This is a genomic window from Azospirillum sp. TSO35-2, from assembly GCF_003116095.1.
In the GTDB taxonomy this organism is placed as follows: Bacteria; Pseudomonadota; Alphaproteobacteria; order Azospirillales; family Azospirillaceae; genus Azospirillum.
Genome location: NZ_LGRA01000018.1, coordinates 831,225 through 846,720, shown reverse-complemented (window position 1 = coordinate 846,720; position 15,496 = coordinate 831,225). Strand labels below are relative to the sequence as shown.

The window sequence follows — 15,496 nt, the reverse complement described above, 5'->3', positions numbered from 1 at the left end:
TGCGGGGGGCACCAAGGTCTCCACAGGTGTGGAGCATGGGGGGTGCATGGCGGGCAGGCGTGTAAGGGCTTGGCCGTTTCGGCCGTTTTCCGTGTTAAGCTTCCAGACGTCCTCACTGAGGGCCGAGCGAAACAGGAGCGATCACTATGGCCGATGACAACAGGTCCCACGACCGCCAGGACCTGGACGCGATGACCCGCGCGTTTCTGGCGAAGGGCGGAGCGATTGTTCATTGCCCGCCGGGCGCCTCGGAAAACGTGGTGTACCGCAAAGGCAGCTTCCGTCGCCGTGCTCCCGCGGACGGCAAGGCTGCCGCTCCGACGAACGGAACCGAGCCCACCGCCGAAACCCTCCAGGCAAGCGCCACCGACGGCGACACCAACACGGCGGACACCGCCGCCGTTCCGGCCAACACCGACACCGCCACCGACGAAGCGGCGGAATCCACAGGGTCCGAATCGACCACCGGCTGAGCGGTCAGCGTTTGACGGCGAGACGGGCGGGGGGGACCGGCGGCGCGAACTTCGTCCGGTCCTCCTCGTCCAGCATTCCCATCATCACCTTGCGGAAACCCTCCACCGCCTCCGCCCCGGCCATGCGGTAGGCGCGGGCGATGCGCTGGCGCTGGGTTTCCGACAGCTGGCGTTCCAGCTCCACACCCTTTTCCGTCAACTCCAGCAGGCGCTGGCGCCGGTCGCGGGCGCCGGTCTGCTGGTCGATGAAGCCCTGGCGCACCAGCTCGCCCAGCACGCGCGACAGGCTCTGCTTGGTGATCTTCAGGATCGCCAGCAGTTCCGACACGGTGATCTTCGGGTAGCGGCCGACGAAGTAGATGACGCGGTGGTGCGCCCGGCCGAAGCCGATCTCTCCCAGGATTTCATCCGGTTCGGCCGTGAATTCGCGGTAGGCGTAGAACAGCAGTTCCATGCCGGTGCGGAGTTCCTCCTCGCGGAGGAAGAGCTGGTTCACGCCCGCTTTAAGGTCAGCCATGATGACGCGGTTGGTTCGATTTGTTCTAATTAGGTCAGGAACTCAGACATAAACAATCGTGCGCCGCGTTACAAGAACAAGCTCGTACCGGATCGTCGCTTTCGCCGATGATCCGGTGAGGGAGGCGGACCAGGGCTATCGCATATGGCAGATTTGATCCTATGCAAGGAAACCCCCGTCGTTCCCGCGAAGGCGGGAATCCAGCCATTTCAGCAACGCTCCACAAAAGCTTCCTGGTTCCCCGCCTCCGCGGGGATGACCGAATCCATGTATGAGAATTTGGCGTCCGTAAGCGATTGCCCTTGGTCTCGGACCACCACCGTCAGGCGCTGCCGATCAGGATGCCGGTGGCGAACACCAGCAGCCCGCCGACGACGATCTGGAAGGCGGCGGACAGCAGCGGCGTGTCCATGTAGCGGTTGCGGATCCAGGCGATGACGGCGAGTTCCACCATGACCACGGCGATGGCGATGGCGGTCGCCGTCCAGAAATGCGGGATCAGGTAGGGCAGGGCGTGGCCCAGCCCGCCCAGCGTCGTCATGGCGCCGCAGACCGCCCCGCGCAGCCACGGGCTGCCGCGCCCGGTCAGCGAGCCGTTGTCGGACAGCGCCTCGGCGAAGCCCATCGAGATGCCGGCGCCGATCGAGGCGGCCAGCCCGACCAGGAAGGTCTCGTGGCTGGTCTGGGTGGCGAAGGCGGCGGCGAACAGCGGCGCCAGGGTCGACACCGAGCCGTCCATCAGCCCGGCCAGCCCGGGCTGGATGATCTGCAGCACGAACAGGCGCCGTTCGGCCTCATGCTCCTGCTCGCGCACGGTGGGGGAGACCAGGGTCGCCTCCAGCCGCTCGGCCTTGGCCTCGTGCCGCCGCTCCTCCTCGGCGAGGTCACCCAGCAGTTGGCGGATCGAGGCGTCCTGCGAGCGCTGGGCGGCGCGGGCGTAGAAGCGCTTGGTCTCCGCCTCCATCAGCTCGGCCTGCCGGCGCACGGTGTCGAGTCCCAGCGGGCGGGTCAGCCAGACCGGTTTGCGCTCCACGAAGCCCTTCACGTCCTGGCGGCGGATCAGCGGGATGTGGTCGCCGAACTTGGCGCGGAACAGGTCGAGCAGCCGGTGGCGGTGACCGTTCTCCTCCGACGACATGGCGCGGAACAGCTGGGCGGTGTCGGGGTAGTTGTCGGACAGGCCGTGGGCGAACTCGTCATAGATCCGGCTGTCCTCCTCCTCCAGCGCGATGGCGAGCGCCAGCAGCTCCTTTTCCGACAGGTCCGAGAAGTTCTTCATGAGGGCAGCCTTGCGGGGATCGGGGACGAGGTCGCGGGGATGGCGGCGGAACCGCCGTCCATAATCCTATCCCGGCCGGGGACATCGTCAAATCGGCGCTTCGGCTGAACCGGTCCAATCGCCTCCGGCAACGGTCGCCCTCTCCCGGGGCGGGAGAGGGAACGAGGCCCCATCATCCCGCCCCCCCAGGGGGTGCTGCATGATGTCCCGTCCGGCTCTTGTCCGGTCGGGTGGGTGGATATTCCGCGGCGGGCTTGCTATGGGCTAGGGCACGAGAGGCCGCAAAGAACGTCCCGCCAAGCCCGGCCAAGGCAAAGCCGGACAAGACAAAGAAGGAAACGACCATGACCGAACGCCGGAAACTGATCGCTGGAAACTGGAAGATGAACGGGCTGAAGGCCGACGGGCTGGATCTCGCCTCCGACCTCGCCGGGCGGCTGAAGGGCGCCGGGCCGGTGGTGTTCGACATGCTGGTCTGCCCGCCGTTCCCGCTGCTGTTCCCGGTGGGCGAGGCGATCGCCGACAGCCCGCTGGCGCTGGGCGCCCAGGATTGCGCGCCGAAGACCTCGGGCGCCCACACCGGCGACGTGGCGCCGACGATGCTGACCGACGCCGGCTGCCGCTATGTCATCCTCGGCCATTCGGAACGCCGCGCCGACCACGGCGAGAGCGACTCGGTGGTCAACGCCAAGGCGGTCGCCGCCCACCGGGCCGGCCTGATCGCCATCATCTGCGTCGGCGAGACCGAGGCGCAACGCGACGCCGGCCAAGCCGACGCGGTGGTGGCCGGCCAGCTCGCCGGTTCGATTCCCGCCGGGGCCAGCGCCGCCAACACGGTGATCGCCTACGAACCGGTCTGGGCCATCGGCACCGGCAAGACCGCGACGCCGGACGACGTCAAGGCGATGCACGCCCACATCCGCGCCCAGCTTGAGGGCAGGATCGCCGACGCGAACAAGGTGCGCATCCTCTATGGCGGTTCGGTCAAGCCGTCGAACGCGGCGGAGCTGATGGCGGTCGACAACGTCGACGGCGCGCTGGTCGGCGGCGCGGCGCTGAAGGCCGACGATTTCTGGGCGATCGGCACCAGTTGCCGCTAGCATATCGCGCGGTGCCGCGGTACAAACAGTGGGCGCGCGCCACGGGCCCTTAAGACGGCCTGTGGCGCGCTATTCGATTTTTGGGATGGGTTGTGGGGTGAGCATCGCATGGAATCGGTGATTCTGGTCATTCACCTGCTGATCGCCGTCGGGCTGGTCGGTGTGATCCTGATCCAGCGGTCGGAAGGCGGCGGGCTCGGCATCGGCGGCGGCACGATGGGCGGCATGATGAGCACCCGCGGCACGGCCAACCTGCTGACCCGGACCACCGGCATCCTGGCCGGCTGCTTCTTCGCCACCAGCATCGTGCTGGCGATCCTGGCCGGCGGGCATTCCCGTCCGGCGTCGATCATCGACACCCTGCCGGCGGCTCCGGCCGGATCGGCCGCTCCGGCGGCGCCGACCGCCCCGGCGGCTCCGGCCCAACCCGCGCCACCGGTTTCCCAGTAAACGGGACGTCGTCACGCACGGGTGCATACAGCAGAGGCGGCCTCCCCGAAGCCGCCTCTTTCTTTTGAGGGCCGACCACCGCGACACGATGTTTCGGCGGCGACCCTTTCGGGGGACATGAAGACTCCGTCCCCTCTGGGGACCGGTGGAATCCGTCCCCTACGGGGACATGGAACAGCTCTCAAGCTCTTCGGACGGACATGACTCGCTACATCTTCATCACCGGTGGCGTCGTTTCTTCGCTGGGCAAAGGTCTGGCGTCGGCGGCTCTTGGGGCACTTCTTCAGGCGCGCGGCTACAAGGTCCGCCTGCGCAAGCTGGACCCCTACCTGAACGTCGACCCCGGCACGATGAGCCCGTACCAGCACGGCGAGGTCTTCGTGACCGACGACGGGGCGGAGACGGACCTCGACCTCGGCCATTACGAGCGCTTCACCGGCGTTCCGGCCCGCCGTGGCGACAACATCACCACGGGCCGCATCTATTCGACCGTGATCGCCAAGGAACGGCGTGGCGATTACCTGGGCGGCACCGTCCAGGTCATCCCGCACATCACCGACGAGATCAAGGAGTTCATCCGGGCCGACGCCACCGATGAGGATTTCATCCTGATCGAGATCGGCGGCACGGTGGGCGACATCGAGTCGCTGCCCTTCCTGGAGGCGATCCGCCAGTTCGGCAACGAGGTCGGGCAGGAGAATGTCCTCTACATCCACCTGACCCTGCTGCCCTACATCCCGACCGCCGGCGAGCTGAAGACCAAGCCGACCCAGCATTCGGTGAAGGAACTGCTGAGCGTCGGCATCCAGGCCAACATCCTGCTGTGCCGCGCCGACCGCCCGATCCCGGAGAACGAGCGCAAGAAGATCGCGCTGTTCTGCAACATCCGTCCAGAGCGGGTGATCGCGGCGCTCGACGTCGACTCGATCTACCAGGTGCCGATCAGCTACCACGAGGAAGGCTTCGACACCCAGGTCCTGAGCTATTTCGGCCTGTCGGCCGACAAGGAGCCGGACCTGTCGCGCTGGACCCGCATCATGGAGCGGGTGCGCAAGCCGCAGGGCGAGGTCACCATCGCGGTGGTCGGCAAGTACATCAGCCTGCTCGACAGCTACAAGTCGCTGGCCGAGGCGCTGACCCACGGCGGCATCGCCAACAACGTCAAGGTCAACCTCGACTGGATCGATTCGGAGATCTTCGAGGACGACGAGGCGGCGGTGAAACGGCTGGAGAACGTCCACGGCATCCTGGTGCCGGGCGGCTTCGGCTCGCGCGGGACGGAAGGCAAGATCCGGGCGGCGCAGTTCGCGCGCGAACGCAAGGTGCCCTATTTCGGCATCTGCTTCGGCATGCAGATGGCGGTGATCGAAGCCGCCCGCAACATGGCGAAGATCGAGGACGCCGGCTCGACCGAGCTGGGCAAGCCGGGCAACCCGGTGGTCGGCCTGATGACCGAATGGATGCGCGGCAACACGCTGGAGCGTCGCGCCGAGGTCGGCGACCTGGGCGGCACCATGCGGCTGGGCACCTATCCGGCCAAGCTGCTGGACGGCAGCAAGGTCGCCGAGGTCTACGGCACCACCGACATCTCCGAACGGCACCGCCACCGCTACGAGGTGAACGTCTACTACAAGGAGCGGCTGGAGCGCTGCGGCATGCTGTTCAGCGGCCTGTCGCCGGACGGCGAACTGCCGGAGATCGTCGAGATCCCCGACCATCCCTGGTTCATCGGCGTGCAGTTCCACCCGGAACTGAAGTCGAAGCCGTTCGAACCGCACCCGCTGTTCACCTCCTTCATCAAGGCGGCGATCGACCAGAGCCGGTTGGTCTGAGGGGCGCGTACTGCACTTGCCCCCTCCCTAACCCTCCCCCTCTTCGAGGGAGAGGGAACTGCCGCCGCTTCGCATAAGGCACCCTCTCCCGCGTGAGCGGGGGAGGGTTAGGGTGGGGGCAAAACTGTCCCGCCCCTTGTACCGTCCTCCAAACGCCCCGCCCCAAAAGGCGGGGCGTTTTCATGCCCGCCACCTTCCCCATACGTCACCTTCCTTGCGCGCCCGCCATCCCTGTGTAACGATCCGCAAAAAGTCTGCGCAACAAACAATCGGATCGGGGAAACACCATGAGACGAGCCAGGATTGCCGCCCTTGCCATCGGCCTGACCGCCCTTGCCGCAAGCCCGGCCGGGGCCGCCGACTATTCCTCCACCATCTTCTTCGGCGACAGCCTGACCGACAGCGGCGCCTTCCGGTCGCTGCTGCCGGCCGGCGGCAAGTTCACCACCAACCCCGGCCCGGTGTGGGCGGAGAATCTCGCCGGGGCGCTCGGCACCTCCGCGACGACGGCGGCGCGCGGCGGCACCGACTACGCGGTCGGCGGCGCGCGGGTCAACACCGGGGTCGGCGTGCCGGCGACCGGCCCGACGGCGCTGGCGCCCAGCGTGGCGACGCAGATCTCCGGCTACCTTGCCGCGACCGGCGGGCGGGCCGACCCGAACGCGCTCTACACCGTGTGGGGCGGCGCCAACGACATCTTCGCCGCGCTCAACACCCCTGCCACCGCCCAGGCGACGGTGACCCAGGCGGCGAGCGATCTGGTGACGCAGGTGGCGCGGCTGCGCGCGGCCGGCGCAAAGACCATCCTGGTGCCGACGGTGCCGGACATCGGCTCGACCCCGTTCGGGCTGGCGCAGGGGACGGCCGCCGCGGCGCAGATCACCCAGCTGGTCAGCGGCTACAACCAGCTGGTCACGCTGGGGCTGGCGAACGCCGGCGTCTCGGTCATCCCGATCGACACCTATGCGCTGCTGCGCGCCGCGGTGGCGAACCCGGCGGCCTACGGCTTCACCAACGTGACCGGCACCGCCTGCACCACCAGCAGCTCGCTGCTCTGCACCTCCTCCACCCTGGTGGCGTCGAACGCGGCGGAGACCTATCTGTTCGCCGACGGCGTCCACCCGACGACGGCCGGCCACCGCGCGGTGTCGGACTTCGTGCTGAACGCGCTGACCGCGCCGGGCAACGTGGCGCAGCTCGCCGAATCGCCGCTGCGCACCCGCGACCAACTGACCGCGACGATCCTCGCCCAGGCGGCGACCAGCCTGTGGACGCGCCAGCCCGGCACGTCCGGCGCCTGGGTCAGCGGCGGCGTCGGCCGGCTGACCAGCGAGCGCACCGGCGATCCCGGCGCCGGCGGGCAGGAGGGGGCGCGCGGCACCCCGCTGTCGGTCAGCGTCGGCATCGACAAGCGCTTCACCGAGAACCTGCTGCTCGGCGTCGCCGGCACGGCGTCGCACTATCGCGGCAGCTTCTCCACCGGCGGCGACTACAAGCAGCGCGAGTATGTGCTGAGCGGCTACGGCGTCTACCGGCTGGGCGGCGCCTTCCTGAACGGCGTCGGTTCCTTCGGCTTTGCCGACTACGACCTGCGGCGCGGCGTGACCATCAACGGCACCGCCCATTCGACCGGCGGCAGCACCGAGGGCATCAACGCCTCGCTCGGCGTCGAGGGCGGCTATGACTTCACCATGGGCGGGCTGACCCACGGGCCGGTGCTCGGCCTGCGCTACCAGCATGTCGAGGTCGAGGGCTTCAGCGAGGACAGCAGCCTGTTCGGCTTCACCTTCCATTCGCAGACCCGCAACTCGCTGGTCGGCAGCGTCGGCTATCAGGCGGCCTATGATTTCGGCAGCGTCCTGCCCTACGCCAAGGTCACGCTGAACCGCGAGTTCAAGGACGACCAGCGCAGCATCGGGGTGGAGAGCCGCAGCGTCTCGACACTGGCCTACAACGTGGCGGTGGCGAAGCCCGACCGCAGCTACGTCGACCTGACGGCGGGCGCGTCCTTCAAGCTGGCCGACGCGGTGACCGGCACGCTGGGGCTCAACGCCCGCGTCGGCGAGGAGAACCGGCGCGACTACGGCGGCTTCGTCGGGCTCAGCCTCGGCTTCTGAGCGATGGCGGGGTGACGGGTGGCGATCCCGCCCCATATCAGGGGCGGATTCGTCAATGGGAGGAAGGACGCCATGTCCGAGGTGATGATCGACGCCGCCGACGGCGGCCGCTTTTCCGCCTACGTCGCCAAGCCGGCGGTGAAGCCGGGCGGTGGACTGGTGGTGATCCAGGAGATCTTCGGCGTCAACGCCGTGATGCGCGAGCTGTGCGACTGGTACGCGTCGCAGGGCTTCCTGGCGGTCTGCCCCGACCTGTTCTGGCGGCAGCAGCCGGGCGTGCAACTGACCGACAAGAGCCAGGAGGAGTGGAACCAGGCCTTCGCCCTGATGAACGGCCTGGACCAGGACCAGGCGGTCGAGGACCTCAAGGCGACGCTGGCCTGGCTGCGGGCGCAGGACGATTGCACCGGCAAGGCCGGCAGCGTCGGCTATTGCCTGGGCGGCCGGCTGGCCTTCCTGATGGCGACGCGATCGGACGCCGAGGCGAATGTCGGCTATTACGGCGTCGGCCTGGACGGGCTGCTGGGCGAGGCCGGCGCCATCACGGCGCCGCTGCTGCTGCACATCGCCGAGAACGACAAATTCTCCAGCCCCGACAAGCGCGAGGCGCTGCTGGCCGGCGTGGCGGGCAACCGCTGGGTGACGGCCAAGGTCTACCCCGGCATGGACCACGCCTTCGCCCGCCCCGGCGGCGAGCATTACGACGAGGACGCCGCCGACGAGGCCAACCGCCTGACCGTGGAGTTCTTCCGCACGCATCTGGGGTGAGGGGCAGGGTGACGCCCCCACCTAGCCTCCCCCGCCCAGCGGGGGAGGGTTAGGGTGGGGGGCATTCGGCAGGCGCCTAAGTGGCCTGCAGTTCCCCACGCCCCCCGCCATTGACCATCTCTCCGTTTAGTGGGATGCAAGGGCCATCTTTGTTCGGAGCACTCCCATGACCACGCCGCGCACCGTCCAGGTCGGCAACCTGTCGATCGCCAACGACCGCCCCTTCGTCCTGATCGCCGGCCCCTGCCAGATGGAAAGCCGCGACCATGCGCTGGACACCGCGTCGGCGCTGGTGGAGATGACGGCGGCGCTCGGCATCGGGCTGATCTACAAGTCGAGCTTCGACAAGGCGAACCGCACCTCGATCACCACGGCGCGCGGCCTGGGCATGGACAAGGCGCTGCCGATCTTCGCCGAAATCCGCGAGCGGTTCGGCTGCCCGGTCATCACCGACGTCCATGAATCGACGCAGTGCGCCCCGGTCGCCGAGGCGGTGGACGTGCTGCAGATCCCCGCCTTCCTCTGCCGCCAGACCGACCTGCTGATCGCCGCCGCCGAGACCGGCCGGGCGGTGAACGTCAAGAAGGGCCAGTTCCTGGCGCCGTGGGACATGAAGAACGTCGCCGCCAAGCTGGTCGCCTCCGGCAACGAGCGGGTGCTGCTGTGCGAGCGCGGCGCCAGCTTCGGCTACAACACGCTGGTGTCGGACATGCGGTCGCTGCCGATCATGGCGGAGACCGGCTTCCCGGTGGTGTTCGACGCCACCCACTCGGTCCAGCAGCCGGGCGGGCAGGGCACCACCTCGGGCGGCCAGCGCGAGTTCGTACCGGTGCTGGCCCGCGCCGCCATCGCGGTCGGCGTCGCCGCCGTGTTCATGGAAGCCCACGAGAACCCGGACTGCGCCCCCAGCGACGGCCCCAACATGGTCCCGCTGTCGCAGATGCCGGCGCTGCTCGCCAAGCTCCAGGCCTTCGACCGTCTGGCGAAGAGCTGATCGGTTCGGGGGGGGGGAGGAGCATCCCATCTGGTTCCCTCTCCCGCCCCGGGAGAGGGAAGGGGCCCATGCGGAGCATGGGAAGGGTGAGGGGTGATCCAAGGATCGGAGCGCTCGCATCTTGCGTCACCCCTCACCCTCCCCACTTCGTGGGTCCCCTCCCTCTCCCGGGGCGGGAGAGGGCGTTTATCCCCAAATGCGATGACCCAAGGGGGAAACGCTCAGCCCACCGGCGGCTCCCACCCCGGCGGCGCCATGCGGAAGCCGGCGAAGTCGAAGGCCGGCGCCACCGTGCAGCTGACCAGCGACCAGCCGCCCAGGCTGCGCGCCGCCTGCCACGCCCCGACCGGCACCACCGCCTGCGGACGCTCGCCGCCGACGAGGTCGAGGCCCAGCCGGTGCCGCTCCACGCATGCGCCGCCGCGCTCGTCATAGACCGACAGCTCCAGCGGCGCGCCGCCGTGCCACAGCCAGATCTCGACGGCGTCCACCGTGTGCCAGTGCGACCGCTCGCCTTCGCGCAGCAGGAAGTAGATCGCCGTCACCGCACCCCGGCCGCCCGCCGCGTCGGCCGGCGCCCGGTAGGTCTCGACGTAGCAGCCGCCTTCCGGATGCGGTTTCAGGCCGAGCAGCTCGATCAGCCGCTCGGCGGTCAGGTCTGGGTCGTGGCGGGTCATGACGCCGGCCGCGCCCGCGCCGCCATGCCCAGCCCTTCGCGCAGCTCGGGCACCAGCATGGCGCCGAGCATCGCGATCACCGGCAGGAAGGCGTATTCGCCACGGGCGGCGGCGTCGATCAGGTCGCGGACGCTGTGCAGCTCGATCCGCATCTCCTCCAGGTCGCCGTCGTCGGGTTCGGCCACTTGGCGGGCTCCCCGGGCGTGGAACATGTGGCAGGCGCAGCCGCGGTGGTTCGCCTGCACCACGAACTCGCCCAGCGCCGTCCAGTCGTCGGCGGCGTAGCCGGTTTCCTCCAGCAGCTCGCGCTTGGCGGCGCTCAGCGGGTCCTCGCCCGGCGACAGCGCGCCGGCCGGGAAGGTCAGGCTGACGCGGCGGGCGCCGTGCTTGTAGCTGCGCAGCATCACCACGCGCCCGTCCTCGGTTTCGACGAACATCAGGGCGTAGTCGGGCTGCTCCACCTGATAGAAGCTGTCCACCGTCCGGCCGTCGGGCAGCCGCACCGTCTCCGCCTTCACCTTCAGGAAGGGGCTGGCGTCCAGCAGCTCGCGGCTGTCCAGCACCGCCCAGGGCTTCAGCGCGTCGTCGCTCATGCGGCGTCTCCGTAGGGCGGCTGGGTGAAGCCGGCGGGCGACAGGGTGAAGATCTCGCAGCCGTCCTCGGTGATGCCGATCTGGTGCTCGAACTGGGCCGACAGCGAGCGGTCGCGGGTGACGGTGGTCCAGCCGTCGGCCAGGATCTTCACCTCGTGCCGGCCGGCGTTGATCATCGGCTCCACCGTGAAGACCATGCCGGGGCGCAGTTCCACCCCGGTGCCGGGCTTGCCGAAATGGTCGACGTGCGGCGCGTCGTGGAAGACCTGCCCGATGCCGTGCCCGCCGAAATCGCGCACGACCGAGCAGCGCGCCGCCTCCGCCATCGTCTGGATGGCGTGGCCGATGTCGCCCAGGTGGTTGCCCGGCTTGGCCTGGGCGATGCCGGCCATCATGCAGCGGTAGGTCAGGTCGACCAGCTTGCGCGCCTTCACCCCGATCTTCTCGCCGACGAAATACATGCGGCTGCTGTCGCCGTACCAGCCGTCCAGGATCACGGTGACGTCGATGTTGACGATGTCGCCCTCGACCAGCTTCTTGTCGTCGCTGGGGATGCCGTGGTTGACGACGTGGTTGGGCGAGATGCAGCTCGAGGCCGGATAGCCGTGGTAGCCCAGGGTCGCCGGGATGCCGCCGCGGTCGCGCTGGAACTGCTCGATCAGCGAGTCCAGCCGTCCGGTGCTGACGCCCGGCACCACGAAGGGGGTGATGTAGTCCAGCGTCTCGGCCGCCAGCCGGCAGGCCTTCCGCAGCGCCGCGAAGCCTTCCGGGCCGTGCAGGACGATTCGCTTGCCTTCCTTGTCCGTCACAAAATCCTCAACATCCATAGATACCCCCTCTCCCGGGGCGGGAGAGGGGTTCGTCGCCGACCGCGCAACAAGCTACCACGCCGCGGGTCTGAAAAAAGCCCCCGCATGCCACCCCTACGGCCATAGGATTCGTCGGACCGGCTTGCTATATGTGGCCGGCCCTATCCCCATCGGACTACCAGACCTTTGGCGAAGCCCACCACCCGTTATGTCTGCCAAGCCTGTGGCGCCGCCTTCCCCAAATGGGCGGGCCGGTGCGACGCCTGCGGCGAATGGAACAGCCTCGTCGAAGAGGCGGCGCCGGACAGCGCGCCCAAGGGGCTGGGCGCCGCCCGCGGCCGGCGGATCGAGTTCTTCGGCCTCCAAGGCACCAGCGAGGCGCCGCCGCGGCGGATGACCGGCATCGCCGAATTCGACCGCGTGTGCGGCGGCGGGCTGGTGCCCGGCTCGGCGATCCTGATCGGCGGCGACCCCGGCATCGGCAAGTCGACCCTGCTGCTGCAGGCGATGGCGCGGCTGGCGCAGGACCACCGCTGCGCCTACGTCTCGGGCGAGGAGGCGGTGGACCAGGTGCGGCTGCGCGCCCAGCGGCTGGGCTGCGCCTCGGCGCCGGTCGACCTCGCCTCGGCGACCAGCGTGCGCGACATCGTCGCCTCGCTGGACGACGCCAAGGGGCCGGAGGTCATCGTCATCGATTCGATCCAGACCATGTACATGGACAATCTGGACAGCGCCCCCGGCACCGTCGCCCAGGTCCGCGCCAGCGCGCAGGAGCTGATCCGCATCGCCAAGCGGCGCGGCGTCGTGCTGCTGCTGGTCGGCCATGTCACCAAGGAAGGCATGATCGCCGGTCCCCGCGTGCTGGAGCACATGGTCGACACCGTGCTGTATTTCGAGGGGGAGCGCGGGCACCAGTTCCGCATCCTGCGCGCGGTGAAGAACCGCTTCGGCCCGACCGACGAGATCGGCGTGTTCGAGATGGGCGATGCCGGGCTGGGCGAGGTCGCCAACCCGTCGGCTCTGTTCCTGGCGGAACGGCGCGGCGACGTGTCGGGCGCCGCCGTCTTCGCCGGGATGGAGGGCACCCGCCCGGTGCTGGTCGAGGTGCAGGCGCTGGTGGCGCCGTCGCCGCTCGGCACGCCGCGGCGCGCGGTGGTCGGCTGGGATTCGGCGCGGCTCGCCATGGTGCTGGCGGTGCTGGAGGCGCGCTGCGGCGTGCAGATCGGCGCCAACGACGTCTATCTGAACGTCGCCGGCGGCCTGCGCATCACCGAGCCGGCGGCCGATCTGGCGGTCGCCGCCGCGCTCGTCTCGTCGCTGACCGGCGAGCCGGTGCCGGCCGACGCCGTGGTGTTCGGCGAGATCGGCCTGTCGGGCGAGGTGCGCGCGGTCGGCCAGAGCGACACGCGGCTGAAGGAAGCCGCCAAACTGGGCTTCTCCTCGGCGATCTTTCCGGCTAGACGGACGGGCGCGCGCGGCAGCCGCCACGACAACGGCCTGAAGACGGTGGAGCTTCACCAGCTCGGCGAGCTGATGCCGCTGTTCCAGTCGGGGTCGGGCTCCGGTTCGGGTTCCGGGTATGGCGGCGGCGGGCGGTCGTCCCGCAAGCCGCGCGACGACGAATACATTTAACGGTCGACAGCAACCAGCGCAGGGCCATGGACAATCTTCCCGTCAATCCGGTCGACATCGCCGTCATCGCTGTCCTGCTGCTGGCGGCTTTGCTCGCCTTCACCCGCGGCATGGTGGCCGAGGTGCTGTCGGTCGCCGCCTGGGCCGGCGCCGCGGTGGTGACGCTCTACGCGCTGCCCCATGTGCTTCCCTACGTCCAGACCTACATCAAGTTCGAGATGCTGGCCTACGCCGCCGCCTCGGTCGGGCTGTTCGTCGTGGCGCTGATCGCGCTGACGCTGCTCGGGCGCAGCCTGTCGCGCGGGGTGCAGGCGTCGGGGCTGTCGGCGCTCGACCGCTCGCTCGGCTTCGTCTTCGGGCTGGTCAAGGGGGCGGTGCTGGTGTCGGTCGCCTACCTGTTCTTCCTGTGGCTGGTTCCGAACCAGGCCGAACAGCCGGTCTGGCTGCAGCAGGCGAAGACCCGCCCCTTCCTGGCCGCCGGGGCGGAGACGCTCTACGGCTTCGTGCCGGAGAATCTGCGCAAGGAAGGGCTCGGCCAGATGGATATGGCGCGCGACCGCGCCCGGCAGGCGATGGAGGCCAAGCAGGCGCTCGACCGTTTGTCGACGCCGGTGCCCAGCCCCGCGAAGACCGGGGGTGCACCCCCGTCGGATACCGGTTATAAGGACCGCGACCGCGCGGACCTCGAACGGCTTATGCAGAATGCCCGATGAGGTGATCCGCGCGATCATCGTTTCGGTTGTGCGTTTCCCGTTGTGTGTGCTGACGCCCGCTGACGGCGTCTCTTGGACGAAGGACCTCTGCAGATGCTGACGACGCATCCGTTCGACGACGACAAGCTGCGCGAGGAGTGCGGCGTGTTCGGCATCTACGGCAACCCGCAGGCGGGCGCCATCACCGCGCTGGGCCTGCACGCCCTGCAGCACCGCGGGCAGGAAGCGGCGGGCATCGTCAGCTTCGACGGCGGCCGGTTCCACCTCCAGCACACGCTGGGTCTGGTCGGCGACCATTTCAGCTCCGAGGCGATCATCGCCAAGCTGAAGGGCCCGTCGGCGATCGGCCATGTCCGCTACGCCACCACCGGCGACACCTCGATCCGCAACGTCCAGCCGCTCTACGCCGATTTCGAGTTCGGCGGCTTCGCGCTGGCGCACAACGGCAACCTGACCAACGCGCAGTCGCTGCGCCGCCAGCTGGTCCGCCGCGGCTGCCTGTTCCAGTCCTCCACCGACACCGAGGTCATCGTCCACCTGATGGCGACCGCCCGCGGCGGCTCGCCGGTCGACCGCCTGATCGAGGCGGTGCGGCAGGTCGAGGGCGCCTTCTCGCTGGTGGCGCTGACCTCCAAGGAGGTCATCGGCGTGCGCGACGCGCTCGGCGTGCGGCCGCTGGTGCTGGGCAAGCTCGGCGACACCTACCTGCTGGCCAGCGAGACCTGCGCCTTCGACATCGTCGGCGCCGACTATGTCCGCGACGTCGAGCCGGGCGAGATGATCGTCATCGACGGCGACGGCGTGCACAGCCTGCGGCCGTTCCAGCCGCACGGCCGCCGCCTGTGCATCTTCGAATACATCTACTTCGCCCGGCCGGACAGCGTGATGGAGGGCACCTCCGTCTACCAGGCCCGCCAGCGCATCGGCCGCGAGCTGGCGCGCGAGGCCGGCGTGCCGGCCGACGTCATCGTCCCGGTGCCGGACAGCGGCGTGCCGGCGGCGCTGGGCTACGCCCAGGAGGCCGGGGTGCCGTTCGACCTCGGCATCATCCGCAACCATTATGTCGGCCGCACCTTCATCGAGCCGACCGACCAGATCCGCCATCTCGGCGTGAAGCTGAAGCACAACGCCAACCGGGCGATGATCGAGGGCAAGCGCGTCGTGCTGGTCGATGACAGCATCGTGCGCGGCACCACCTCAAAGAAGATCGTCGAGATGGTCCGCGCCGCCGGCGCCGCCGAGGTGCACATGCGCATCTCCAGCCCGCCGACCTCGCACCCCTGCTTCTACGGCATCGACACGCCGGAGCAGGGCAAGCTGCTGGCCCACCGCATGACGGTGGAGCAGATGCGCGAGTTCATCCAGGCCGACAGCCTCGCCTTCATCTCGCTGGATGGCCTGTACCGGGCGATGGGCGAGAAGAAGCGCGATCCGGCGACGATCAGCTATTGCGACGCCTGCTTCACCGGCGATTACCCGATCCCGCTGACCGACCTGCACGACGCCGCGCCGGTCGACGCGAACGTCGCCGTCCGCGCGTAA

General features: G+C 69.1%; 15 protein-coding genes. 10 read left to right on the top strand and 5 right to left on the bottom strand.

What is annotated here, in order from left to right:
• Positions 1–146 precede the first annotated feature (146 nt).
• Complete coding sequence (locus TSO352_RS14780; RefSeq protein ID WP_109108053.1) at positions 147–473, top strand: hypothetical protein; 327 nt, start codon at positions 147–149, stop codon at positions 471–473.
• Between the two features lie 4 nt (positions 474–477).
• Here the strand turns inward: TSO352_RS14780 and TSO352_RS14775 are convergent, their stop codons facing one another.
• The gene (locus TSO352_RS14775) at positions 478–990 is read right to left on the bottom strand and encodes a MarR family transcriptional regulator (protein ID WP_109108052.1); all 513 of its coding nucleotides are present in this window, start codon (positions 988–990) and stop codon (positions 478–480) included.
• 322 nt (positions 991–1,312) lie between these two features.
• On the bottom strand, positions 1,313–2,269 hold the full coding sequence (gene mbfA, locus TSO352_RS14770) for an iron exporter MbfA (protein WP_109108051.1): 957 nt from the start codon (positions 2,267–2,269) through the stop codon (positions 1,313–1,315).
• 344 nt (positions 2,270–2,613) lie between these two features.
• Here mbfA and tpiA point away from each other — a divergent pair, with 344 nt between their 5' ends.
• The 6 genes from tpiA (at position 2,614) to kdsA (ending at position 9,530) form a co-directional block, all read left to right on the top strand.
• On the top strand, positions 2,614–3,369 hold the full coding sequence (tpiA, locus tag TSO352_RS14765; protein ID WP_109108050.1) for a triose-phosphate isomerase: 756 nt from the start codon (positions 2,614–2,616) through the stop codon (positions 3,367–3,369).
• 108 nt (positions 3,370–3,477) lie between these two features.
• A complete protein-coding gene (gene secG, locus TSO352_RS14760) occupies positions 3,478–3,819 on the top strand; it encodes a preprotein translocase subunit SecG (protein WP_109108049.1) in 342 nt (113 codons plus the stop codon).
• A gap of 200 nt (positions 3,820–4,019) precedes the next feature.
• Positions 4,020–5,651, top strand: coding sequence for a CTP synthase (locus TSO352_RS14755; RefSeq protein ID WP_109108048.1), 1,632 nt, complete (start codon positions 4,020–4,022; stop codon positions 5,649–5,651).
• A 287-nt stretch (positions 5,652–5,938) separates the two neighbouring features.
• Complete coding sequence (locus tag TSO352_RS14750; RefSeq protein ID WP_109108047.1) at positions 5,939–7,768, top strand: autotransporter domain-containing protein; 1,830 nt, start codon at positions 5,939–5,941, stop codon at positions 7,766–7,768.
• Between the two features lie 72 nt (positions 7,769–7,840).
• A complete protein-coding gene (locus TSO352_RS14745) occupies positions 7,841–8,536 on the top strand; it encodes a dienelactone hydrolase family protein (protein ID WP_109108046.1) in 696 nt (231 codons plus the stop codon).
• 166 nt (positions 8,537–8,702) lie between these two features.
• Complete coding sequence (gene kdsA / locus TSO352_RS14740) at positions 8,703–9,530, top strand: 3-deoxy-8-phosphooctulonate synthase (protein WP_109108045.1); 828 nt, start codon at positions 8,703–8,705, stop codon at positions 9,528–9,530.
• A 221-nt stretch (positions 9,531–9,751) separates the two neighbouring features.
• Here the strand turns inward: kdsA and TSO352_RS14735 are convergent, their stop codons facing one another.
• The 3 genes from TSO352_RS14735 to map are packed head-to-tail and all read right to left on the bottom strand — an operon-like array spanning position 9,752 to position 11,627.
• Positions 9,752–10,207: a cupin domain-containing protein gene (locus TSO352_RS14735; protein WP_109108044.1), complete on the bottom strand. Its 456-nt coding sequence runs from the start codon at positions 10,205–10,207 to the stop codon at positions 9,752–9,754.
• Entirely contained in the window at positions 10,204–10,800 is a 597-nt protein-coding gene (locus tag TSO352_RS14730) for an NUDIX hydrolase (RefSeq protein ID WP_109108043.1), read from the bottom strand. Before TSO352_RS14730 ends, TSO352_RS14735 begins: the two co-directional genes overlap by 4 nt.
• Positions 10,797–11,627, bottom strand: coding sequence for a type I methionyl aminopeptidase (gene map / locus TSO352_RS14725; protein ID WP_109108042.1), 831 nt, complete (start codon positions 11,625–11,627; stop codon positions 10,797–10,799). Before map ends, TSO352_RS14730 begins: the two co-directional genes overlap by 4 nt.
• 168 nt (positions 11,628–11,795) lie before the next feature.
• Between map and radA the strand changes: the two genes are divergently transcribed.
• The 3 genes from radA (at position 11,796) to purF (ending at position 15,496) form a co-directional block, all read left to right on the top strand.
• Positions 11,796–13,241, top strand: a complete 1,446-nt coding sequence (gene radA / locus TSO352_RS14720; RefSeq protein ID WP_109108041.1) for a DNA repair protein RadA — start codon at positions 11,796–11,798, stop codon at positions 13,239–13,241.
• Between the two features lie 26 nt (positions 13,242–13,267).
• Positions 13,268–13,954: a CvpA family protein gene (locus TSO352_RS14715; RefSeq protein WP_109108040.1), complete on the top strand. Its 687-nt coding sequence runs from the start codon at positions 13,268–13,270 to the stop codon at positions 13,952–13,954.
• Positions 13,955–14,047: 93 nt separating this feature from the next.
• Positions 14,048–15,496: an amidophosphoribosyltransferase gene (purF, locus tag TSO352_RS14710; RefSeq protein ID WP_109108039.1), complete on the top strand. Its 1,449-nt coding sequence runs from the start codon at positions 14,048–14,050 to the stop codon at positions 15,494–15,496.